This window comes from Aquaspirillum serpens DSM 68 (assembly GCF_000420525.1).
Taxonomy (GTDB): Bacteria; Pseudomonadota; Gammaproteobacteria; order Burkholderiales; family Aquaspirillaceae; genus Aquaspirillum; species Aquaspirillum serpens.
On the sequence record NZ_ATVC01000081.1, the window covers coordinates 1 to 9,007 of the forward strand.

The following is a 9,007-nucleotide window of genomic DNA, read 5'->3' on the forward strand; positions in this document are numbered from 1 at the left end:
GGCCAAGCTATCTTAGCTGCCGCATAAACAACAAAAGGGTAGGACATACCCAGTTCGCCTGTGAAGTGAGTGGTGCCGTAATGCCACCAGCAGCAGGAACCCGCCGAAGTGACTTTAGGCTAACCCAGCCCAAAGCGCCGTAGGAATCCCCGCTCTTTAGGGCGGGGAGGATGTCAACACCTTGGCGAACTTGCAGAAACCTTATTAGCCCGTGCCGACATCGCGCTATACCACGCCAAAACGCAAGGTCGCAATCAAGTGGTGGTCGATTAAGACGGCATGCGCTGCAAGCGGTACAATAGGCGGGTGCGACCTGTCATTTGACGCGTCTGCTACATTTCCCATCAACAGGAAACTGCCATCATCAATATGTCGGTGATGGTGAACCGACATTACCCGAGGAGAGGCCGATGCGTCGCCTGCTATTGTCTTTATTGTTATGCCTGCCGTTGTCCGCTTGGGCTGTTCAACCAGAGGCGAGAGCGAAAGCCGATGTTCCCCCGCCCCCAACGCATCTGATCGATGATGGTGTTGGCGTTGAACCCGAAGTGCGAATTACCAAGAACGAATCGGGTACCGTTGAGGAATATCGCGTTAATGGCCAACTGTATATGGTCAGGGTTACGCCGCCTATCGGCGAACCTTACTACCTCTACGATGAAGATGGCAGTGGCCAAATGAAGCGTTTTGATCATCGCGGCGATCGAATGGTGATTCCGCGTTGGGTTCTCATCCGTTTTTGAGTGTATTCATGTCTGTCTATACCACTGTTACCCCCGAAGCGCTTGTCGCTTGGCTCTCTCGCTATTCCCTTGGCGCCTTAATTGACCTCAAAGGTATCGCCGCCGGCGTGACCAACACCAATTATTTTGTCACCACCGAACAAGGCCGCTATGTGTTGACCTTGTTCGAGGTGTTGCAACTTGATGAGCTACCCTACTACCTCGATTTAATGAAACACCTCGCCGAGCATGGCGTGGCCGTGGCGGCCCCTATCGCCGATCAAGAGGGACAGTTGGCCAGTCTGTTGTGTGATAAGCCGGCCTGTTTGGTGGCCTGTTTGGCTGGCCGTGACCTTACCACACCGAATGCCTCACATTGCGCCCAAGTCGCCACGACCATGGCAAAGATGCATGTGTCTGGACAAACTTTCACCGGCCACATGAGCAATCCTCGAGGCTTAGATTGGTGGCAGCGGACAGCAGAACGGGTGTATCCGTTTATGCCGGCGGATGAGGTTGCCTTGTTACAACGCGAATTGGCCTTACAGCAACAGCAATCGTTTGCCGACTTGCCGCGTGGCGTCGTTCACGCCGATTTGTTCCGCGATAATGTGTTGTTCGATGGCGATCACATCAGCGGCTTTATTGATTTTTACTATGCCTGTGATGATGCTTGGTTGTATGACCTCGCCATTGCGGTCAACGATTGGTGTAGTTTGCCAGACGGTGATATTGATGCTGAGCGTGCCCGTGCCATGTTGGCCGCCTATCAAGCCGTGCGGCCATTACAAGCGACTGAAGTGGCGGCATGGCCGTTGATGTTGCGTGCAGCAGCAATTCGGTTTTGGACGTCGCGCTTGTTAGATTTCCACTGCCCACAAGCAGGGGAACTGACCTTTGCCAAAGACCCTGGCCATTTCCAACGCATTTTGCAGCAACACTGCCACCGGCAAGATTTTTGGCTGAGCTAAGCTGAAGGTGTGGCAGGAGATGGCCGTTGGCGATCTCTCTGCCACCGAGGTCTTAGGCTGCCCCGTGCATTGGGGATAAAACCTGCTTCAAGAATTGTTTAGTACGGTCGTGTTGTGGTGCCGAGAAGAAATGTTCTGGTTTGCCTTGTTCAAGAATCTGACCGTGATCAATAAAAATCACCCGATCAGCCACTTCACGCGCAAAGCCCATTTCATGGGTCACACACATCATGGTCATACCCGATTCGGCCAAATCCTTCATCACTTTTAACACTTCGCCAATCATTTCCGGATCGAGTGCCGAGGTTGGTTCATCAAACAGCATCACCTTCGGTTTCATTGCCAAGCCGCGTGCAATCGCCACCCGTTGTTGTTGTCCACCGGACAATTCAGAGGGGAAGGCGTCTTTTTTATGCGCCAGCCCAACTTTTTCTAACAACGCCACGGCTTCTTGTTGTGCTTGTTTGACATCAGTTTTGCGTACTTTAATCGGGGCAAGCGTGATGTTATCCATCACTGACAAGTGCGGATATAAGTTGAAGTGTTGAAAAACAAACCCGACCTCGGCACGCAACGCGTTGAGATTGGTTTTGGGGTCGTGCACATTATGACCATTGACCCATAGCTCGCCAGATGTGATCGGTTCAAGCTGATTGACGCATCGAATGAGGGTCGATTTCCCCGAGCCCGACGGGCCACACACCACCACCACTTCACCTTGTTGCACTTCTAAATTGATGCCATTGAGCACATGCAATTTATCGCCATACCATTTGTGCACATCAACAAAACGTATCATACAAATCCTCACTTATTCGGCTTGTGGCCGTGATCGACGGCAAAGTTTGCCAGTGCAACATATTGCGCTAGGGTCAGGTTTTCTGGCCGCCAGCTCGGATCAATCCCTTGGTTGACCAAGGTTGTTTCATCAAACCATCCACGTAGGGTATTGCGTATGGTTTTGCGCCGCTGGCTGAAGGCCTCGGTGAGTAGTTGGCTTAATACCGCGACATCCTGTGCCGGATAAGGCAAAGTTTGATATGGAATTAAGCGCACCACTGCTGAATCAACCTTCGGCGGTGGGCTAAAACACCCGGGCGGCACATCCAACAATTTTTCCATCGAGAAGTAATACTGCAACATCAACCCCAAGCGGCCATAATCGGCACAGCCCGGTTCTGCCACCATCCGCTCGACCACTTCCTTTTGCAACATAAAGTGCATGTCTTCTACTTGGTCGGCAAAGGTCGCCAAATGAAATAACAGTGGGGTTGAGATGTTGTACGGTAGGTTACCGACAATTTTGTAACGCGGTGCGATGGTGCCGAAGTCAAAGCGCAAAGCATCGCCTTCATGCACTGTCAATCGTTCCGCCGGCCACCGTTTACGCAAGCGAGCAATCAAATCGCGATCAAGCTCGACCACATGCAGATGGGTCACGCGCTGCAACAGCGGTTCGGTTAACGCCCCCAAACCGGGGCCAATTTCCACCACTACCGAATCGGGTCGAGGGTTAACCGCATTGACGATATCGTCAATCACTTGTGGGTTATTCAAAAAGTTTTGACCAAAACGCTTCCGCGCTACATGGCCATGAGTCGCTTGAGACATGCCTGATCCCAAAAGAAACCGAGTGTTTTTCGGCTACAACAGCACAAAGGGCAACGCCAGCAAAAGATAGCGCAGCGTTTTACCCACACATAAAAAAAAGACCACCGACCACCACGGTAGGCGCAACCACCCTGCCGCCACACATAAGGCATCGCCTACCAGTGGCAGCCACGACAGTAACAATGCCGCCGCACCATAGCGTTGCAACCATGCTTGAGCGCGTGGTTGTAGGGTTTGCCGTGACGGTAAACAACGGCCCAATACCACATTGGTCAAACCGCCCAAACTGTTGCCAAGGCTGGCACACAGGACGGCGATCCCCCACTGAGTTGGCAGTTGTTTTAGATACCACAGCAAAAACAGCTCGGAGTTACCCGGTAATACAGTGGCTGATACGAAAGCCGAGAGCGTCAGCCCCCATAATCCCCATTGTTGCAGCCACAGATCTAACCACGCCACTAGAACGACACGGTCTCGCCACAGGCGGCTTCGATTAACCCAATTAGACGGTCATAAAACGCCACCCCATCACGGGTATCACACCAAGTTTCATTGTGCCAGTGAAAGTGAAAACCTCCGCTGCGTGCGGCAATCCACAACTCTTGATTGGGTGCGTGGCGGTTGAGAATGATTTGACTGCCATCGTTAAATTCCAATTCTAAAACAGCCCCTTTATTGGTCACCTCGATATCGCTTTCAGCTTGATCTAACACGTTTTGAATGTGCTGAAAAATCTGTTCAGCACGGTCTAAAAATTCACTTTCAGTCATGGTCTTTCTCGTTGTCACAGCCAAAGCCTTGGCCAATTTGGTGATACTATCGCGATTTTGCTCGGTTCTACCATGCGCCCACTGCTTGCTTGTTTGGTGCTTGTCAGTTTACTGACAGCCTGTGGTTATAAAGGGCCGCTGTTTTTGCCTAAGGCGTCAACCACGCCAACGGCGGCCACCTCTTCACAACCCTAGTTTTGCTCAGGAAATATCCGTGTCTGCTATTGATTATCGCGACGGTGTACTGACCGTCGAACAACTTCCCCTGACTCGTGTGGCAGCAGAATTTGGCACTCCATGTTATGTCTATTCCAGTGCTGCCCTGACTGACGCTTTCTCAAGCTATCAACAGGCTTTTGCCGCGCTCAATCCGCTGATTTGCTATGCCATCAAGGCGAATTCTAACTTATCCCTGCTGCGACACTTTGCTCGTTTAGGTGCCGGTTTTGATATTGTGTCTGGTGGTGAGCTAGAACGGGTATTGGCAATTGGCGGTGATCCGAAAAAAATCGTGTTCTCTGGCGTAGGTAAAACCGAAGCAGAAATGCGCCGTGCCTTAGAAGCAGGGATTTTCTGCTTTAATGTCGAATCGCCGACAGAATTAGATCGTCTCAACGCTGTGGCAGCCTCATTAGATGTCCGCGCTCCTATTAGCCTGCGCGTGAATCCAAATGTTGATGCGAAAACCCACCCCTATATTTCCACCGGCTTAAAAGACAATAAATTTGGCATCCGTTGGGAAGAAGCTTTGCCCTGCTATCGCCATGCCGCCAGCCTGTCACATTTGGATGTTGTGGGTATTGATTGCCATATTGGTTCGCAATTGACTGAATTGTCGCCACTATTAGATGCCCTCGACCGTTTACTTGTCTTGGTCGATCAATTAGCCGCCGAAGGCATTGTGCTGCACCATGTTGATATTGGTGGCGGCGTGGGGATTCGCTACCGTGAGGAAACACCACCCGATCTACACGCCTATGCCCAAGCTGTGGCCTCGCGTTTGGCTGGCCGTTCATTACAGCTGTTGATGGAACCTGGACGTTCTCTGGTTGGCAATGCCGGTGTGTTGTTAACTGAAGTGGAATTTATCAAGCAAGGTGATGGTAAAACCTTTGTGATTGTCGATGCGGCAATGAACGATTTGGCGCGGCCTGCTTTGTATGATGCGTGGCACGATATTCAACCGGTTACCCCACGTCCTGAGCAAACGCCACAGTTGGCCGATGTGGTGGGGCCGGTGTGCGAGTCGGGCGATTTCCTTGGTAAAAACCGCGAATTGGCAGTGCAAGCCGGTGATTTATTGGCAGTGATGTCGGCGGGGGCTTATGGTTTCACTATGAGCTCCAACTACAACACCCGCCCTCGAGCCGCCGAAGTGTTAGTTCATGGTGAAGAAATGCGTTTGATTCGACAACGTGAAACCTTCGCCCAACTGATTGAAAACGAAATCGATTTGGTGAACTGATGTCCGAGTCCACCGTGATTCGTGTGGCAGATTTAGACAACCCCCGAGATGCCGAGGCGATTCTTGCCTTGACCGAGGCCTATGCCCAAGACCCAATGGGCGGGGGCAAGGGGTTGTCTGAGCAGGCACGACAGCAGTTGATTCCTGCACTCCGCCAACATCCCTCGACCTTTACCCTGCTCGCCTGCCAACAAGATGACATTGTCGGGGCAGCGTTATGTTTTCTTGGCTTTTCTAGCTTTGCCGGTGCGCCCACGATCAATGTGCACGATTTATCGGTGCTTCCCGATTGGCGTGGTAAAGGGATTGGCCGCCGTTTACTTGAAGCGGTCGCCGAGGCTGGGCGGGCTTGTGGTGCTTCAAAATTAATTTTAGAAGTGCGTCCCGATAACCGACGGGCGCGAGCGTTGTATCGTGCGGCAGGATTCAAAACCGCTCGCCTTGGTGGGCAACCCTATTTAATGATGGAAAAGGCTTTAAAGTGAAGTGTCTTGATACCGCGATTCCTGAAGTCAAACTATTAGAACCCACGGTGTTCGGTGATGCCCGAGGGTTTTTCTTTGAAAGCTTTAACGCCCGTCGTTTTACAGAATTAACAGGGGTAAAAGCTGATTTTGTGCAAGATAACCACTCACGGTCGGCGCGTGGGGTGTTGCGTGGTTTGCACTATCAAATTCAACAAGCACAGGGCAAATTGGTGCGAGTTACAGTGGGTGAGGTGATCGACGTTGCGGTTGATTTACGCCGCAGCTCGCCCACGTTTGGCCAATCGGTTGCCGTTCGTTTATCGGCAGAGAACAAACACCAATTATGGATTCCCGAGGGGTTTGCTCACGGTTTTGTGGTGTTGTCGGACTATGCCGAGTTTCTCTACAAAACCACCGATTATTGGGCACCGGAACACGAGCGCTCGATTATTTGGAATGACCCTGATTTGGCGATTGATTGGCAGTTGCCGAGTGATATCGTGCCGCAGCTCTCAGCAAAAGACGCTGCGGCAGGACGGTTTGTTGACGCAGAAACCTTTGCTTAACGTTGCCGTTGCAAATATTCGCCAATACGCGCTGCGGCTTGGCGAATACGCGCCTCATCGCAGGTATAAGCCAAACGTAAATGTTGTGTCGCCCCGTGTTGGCCGAAATCCTTGCCTGGGGTGAGCGCAACGTGAGTGTGTTCTAACAAATTCGCTGCCAGTGTGGCACTGTTGTCACACAAATCAGACACATCGGCATAGGCATAAAATGCCCCTTGTGGCTGAGTCGGGAAGCGGAAGCCAATCTCAGAAAACGCCGCCAGCAGCACATCACGGCGTTGATGGAACACTTGCCGCCGTTCTTCAAGTAATGCAATGGTTTGTGGTGTAAAAGCCGCCAGCGCCGCATATTGTGCTGGTGTCGGGGCAGATAAAAACACGTTTTGCGCCACCCGTTCTACCGCATCGATATACGCCTCCGGAATCACCAACCACCCCAAACGCCAACCGGTCATTTGGAAATACTTCGAGAAGCTGTTAATCACCCAAATATCATCAGCACACGCCAGCGCGGTCGTGGCATCCATGCCATAAGTCAGGCCGTGGTAAATCTCATCCACAATCAACTGCCTACCCTGTGCTTTGACTGCACCATACAAAGCGGCAAGTTCAGTCGGACTGATCAAAGTCCCCGTTGGATTGGCTGGTGAAGCAATCATCGCCGCCACGGTATTGGCTTGCCAATGTGCGGCGATATGTTGTGCATTGAGTTGGTATTGCGTGTCTGGCCCCACCGCTACCGAGAGGGGTTCGGCATCTAATAGACTGACCAGATGGCGGTTACATGGGTAGGTGGGATCAGGTAGTAACACACTGTCGCCGGCAGCTAATAAGGCTGACAGCGTTAACAGCAACGCGCCCGAGGCACCGGTGGTCACCGCAATGCGTCGTGGCGATACGGTAACGCCGTAGCGTTGTTGATAAAACGCTGCAATCGCTTCCCGCAACGCTGGAATCCCCAAGGCAGGGGTATAGAAGGTTTTACCGTCGGCAAGGGCTTGGCGGCCTGCTTCGACAATTGGGGCAGGGGTTGGGAAATCGGGTTCGCCGACTTCCATATGAATCACGTCATGGCCGGCGGCGGCTAGCTGTTGTGCGCGCGCTAAAATCGCCATCACATGGAAAGGATGAACATGAGCAAGACGAGAGGACATAAACCACCCAAAAACGACTCAGTTTAATCCTCGTCGTCGAGGGTTTCCAGTGTTTGCCCTGGCACATAAACCCGCACATTATGTTCTTGCAACATCGGTAATAGCTCAGGAGGCGGGTAGTCATCGGTAAACAGCGCATTGAGTTCACCGATATGACAGAGCTTCATCATTGCATTGCGACCAAATTTACTGGAATCTGCCACCAACCATTTTTGGCGGGCATTTTTCATCATCGCTTTTGCCGCCCGCACTTCGCGATAGTCATAGTCGAGCAAGGTGCCATCGCTGTCGATGCCTGAGGCACCCACAATGGCATAATCTACCTTGAACTGTTCAATCATGTCTAAGGTTGCCACCCCCGTGATACCACCGTCTTTCGGTCGCACCACGCCGCCGGTGATAATCACCTCAAAATCGGGCCGTCGTGTCAGGATGGATGCAACGTGGATATTGTTGGTAATCACCCGCAGATGTTGATGCCGTACAATTAAGGCTTTCGCCACCGCTTCGATGGTCGTGCCAATGTTCATAAATAAAGAGGCATCATCGGGGATATGTTCTGCTAATAATTCAGCAATGCGGGTCTTTTCGTTTTGGTTTTTGACTTTGCGGGTGGCGTATTCTTCATTTTCTACGCTCGGCCCCAGCGCCGCCCCACCGTGAAAACGCCGCAGGAGGTTTTCTTCCGACAGTTGATTGATATCACGGCGAATGGTTTGGGGCGTCACATCTAAGCGGCGGGCGAGTTCTTCAATGGGCATAAAGCCACTAGCACGGACAAGCTTGAGAATTTCTTCGTGACGAGGCAAACGATTCATAGTGGCAACCAAACTGACAAAATTTTGGGGCTTTGTTTTAACACGAAAGCGAAAAGGCGGCAAATCAGGTGAATTATGTTGCAGCGCTTTCGTTTGTGATCACCAGCTGCTATTAAAAATGAATTGACCCCACAAAAACAGCTCGTGTTAAGCTTTGTTCATCACTCACGTCAGGAGTCTTACCCATGCGTTATTTTTCTGTTCGTCTGATCGGTGCTGCTGTCGCTGCGGCTTTGTTATCCACGCCAGCATTAGCAGCTGAATACACCGGTACACTGAAAAAAATCAAAGACTCGGGCACCATCGTCTTGGGTCACCGCGATGCCTCGATTCCGTTCTCCTACCTCGGGAACGATCCTTCCCAGCCGATTGGTTACTCCCACGACTTGCAGCTGAAAGTGGTTGAAGCACTGAAAAAAGAGCTGAAACTGCCAAGCCTGAAAGTGAAATACAATCTGGTCAC

General features: G+C 51.6%; 12 protein-coding genes and 1 pseudogene. 7 read left to right on the forward strand and 6 right to left on the reverse strand.

Annotation, left to right across the window (positions count from 1 at the left end; all coding sequences use genetic code 11):
• Positions 1 to 410 precede the first annotated feature (410 nt).
• Together G465_RS0111900 and G465_RS0111905 are read left to right on the forward strand one after the other, a co-directional pair.
• Positions 411 to 743 (forward strand): DUF2782 domain-containing protein, encoded by a 333-nt coding sequence (locus G465_RS0111900; protein ID WP_022654677.1) that lies wholly within the window; start codon positions 411 to 413, stop codon positions 741 to 743.
• An 8-nt stretch (positions 744 to 751) separates the two neighbouring features.
• Positions 752 to 1,693 (forward strand): homoserine kinase, encoded by a 942-nt coding sequence (locus G465_RS0111905; protein WP_022654678.1) that lies wholly within the window; start codon positions 752 to 754, stop codon positions 1,691 to 1,693.
• Positions 1,694 to 1,745: 52 nt separating this feature from the next.
• On the opposite strand, the gene G465_RS0111910 is transcribed toward G465_RS0111905, so the two are convergent.
• From G465_RS0111910 to cyaY, 4 genes are read right to left on the reverse strand one after another with little or no spacing between them, the layout of a single operon-like run.
• The gene (locus tag G465_RS0111910) at positions 1,746 to 2,492 is read right to left on the reverse strand and encodes an amino acid ABC transporter ATP-binding protein (RefSeq protein WP_022654679.1); all 747 of its coding nucleotides are present in this window, start codon (positions 2,490 to 2,492) and stop codon (positions 1,746 to 1,748) included.
• 8 nt (positions 2,493 to 2,500) lie between these two features.
• Positions 2,501 to 3,304 (reverse strand): 16S rRNA (adenine(1518)-N(6)/adenine(1519)-N(6))-dimethyltransferase RsmA, encoded by an 804-nt coding sequence (rsmA, locus tag G465_RS0111915; protein ID WP_022654680.1) that lies wholly within the window; start codon positions 3,302 to 3,304, stop codon positions 2,501 to 2,503.
• 33 nt (positions 3,305 to 3,337) lie between these two features.
• Entirely contained in the window at positions 3,338 to 3,763 is a 426-nt protein-coding gene (locus tag G465_RS0111920) for a YqaA family protein (protein WP_022654681.1), read from the reverse strand.
• Positions 3,763 to 4,074: an iron donor protein CyaY gene (gene cyaY, locus G465_RS0111925; protein WP_022654682.1), complete on the reverse strand. Its 312-nt coding sequence runs from the start codon at positions 4,072 to 4,074 to the stop codon at positions 3,763 to 3,765. The genes G465_RS0111920 and cyaY overlap by 1 nt, the downstream gene beginning before the upstream one ends.
• Before the next feature lie 72 nt (positions 4,075 to 4,146).
• On the opposite strand from cyaY, the gene lptM reads away from it, so the two are divergent.
• From lptM to rfbC, 4 genes are read left to right on the forward strand one after another with little or no spacing between them, the layout of a single operon-like run.
• On the forward strand, positions 4,147 to 4,269 hold the full coding sequence (gene lptM / locus G465_RS16575) for an LPS translocon maturation chaperone LptM (RefSeq protein WP_155846560.1): 123 nt from the start codon (positions 4,147 to 4,149) through the stop codon (positions 4,267 to 4,269).
• 19 nt (positions 4,270 to 4,288) lie between these two features.
• A complete protein-coding gene (gene lysA / locus G465_RS0111930; protein ID WP_022654683.1) occupies positions 4,289 to 5,539 on the forward strand; it encodes a diaminopimelate decarboxylase in 1,251 nt (416 codons plus the stop codon).
• Complete coding sequence (locus G465_RS14660) at positions 5,539 to 6,024, forward strand: GNAT family N-acetyltransferase (protein ID WP_022654684.1); 486 nt, start codon at positions 5,539 to 5,541, stop codon at positions 6,022 to 6,024. Before lysA ends, G465_RS14660 begins: the two co-directional genes overlap by 1 nt.
• Positions 6,021 to 6,572, forward strand: coding sequence for a dTDP-4-dehydrorhamnose 3,5-epimerase (rfbC, locus tag G465_RS0111940; RefSeq protein WP_022654685.1), 552 nt, complete (start codon positions 6,021 to 6,023; stop codon positions 6,570 to 6,572). The genes G465_RS14660 and rfbC overlap by 4 nt, the downstream gene beginning before the upstream one ends.
• Here the strand turns inward: rfbC and G465_RS0111945 are convergent.
• Positions 6,569 to 7,726, reverse strand: coding sequence for a pyridoxal phosphate-dependent aminotransferase (locus tag G465_RS0111945; RefSeq protein WP_022654686.1), 1,158 nt, complete (start codon positions 7,724 to 7,726; stop codon positions 6,569 to 6,571). The genes rfbC and G465_RS0111945 overlap by 4 nt on opposite strands.
• 23 nt (positions 7,727 to 7,749) lie before the next feature.
• The gene (locus tag G465_RS14665; RefSeq protein WP_022654687.1) at positions 7,750 to 8,544 is read right to left on the reverse strand and encodes a DeoR/GlpR family DNA-binding transcription regulator; all 795 of its coding nucleotides are present in this window, start codon (positions 8,542 to 8,544) and stop codon (positions 7,750 to 7,752) included.
• Between the two features lie 185 nt (positions 8,545 to 8,729).
• Between G465_RS14665 and G465_RS0111955 the strand changes: the two are divergent.
• A pseudogene (locus tag G465_RS0111955) lies at positions 8,730 to 9,007 on the forward strand (amino acid ABC transporter substrate-binding protein); the annotation flags it as partial.

Coding starts and splice junctions, on each gene's coding strand:
- G465_RS0111900 (WP_022654677.1), top strand. CDS start 411: ATGCGTCGCCTGCTATTGTCTTTATTGTTATGCCTGCCGTTGTCCGCT.
- G465_RS0111905 (WP_022654678.1), top strand. CDS start 752: ATGTCTGTCTATACCACTGTTACCCCCGAAGCGCTTGTCGCTTGGCTC.
- G465_RS0111910 (WP_022654679.1), bottom strand. CDS start 2,492: ATGATACGTTTTGTTGATGTGCACAAATGGTATGGCGATAAATTGCAT.
- rsmA (WP_022654680.1), bottom strand. CDS start 3,304: ATGTCTCAAGCGACTCATGGCCATGTAGCGCGGAAGCGTTTTGGTCAA.
- cyaY (WP_022654682.1), bottom strand. CDS start 4,074: ATGACTGAAAGTGAATTTTTAGACCGTGCTGAACAGATTTTTCAGCAC.
- lptM (WP_155846560.1), top strand. CDS start 4,147: ATGCGCCCACTGCTTGCTTGTTTGGTGCTTGTCAGTTTACTGACAGCC.
- G465_RS14660 (WP_022654684.1), top strand. CDS start 5,539: ATGTCCGAGTCCACCGTGATTCGTGTGGCAGATTTAGACAACCCCCGA.
- G465_RS0111945 (WP_022654686.1), bottom strand. CDS start 7,726: ATGTCCTCTCGTCTTGCTCATGTTCATCCTTTCCATGTGATGGCGATT.
- G465_RS14665 (WP_022654687.1), bottom strand. CDS start 8,544: ATGAATCGTTTGCCTCGTCACGAAGAAATTCTCAAGCTTGTCCGTGCT.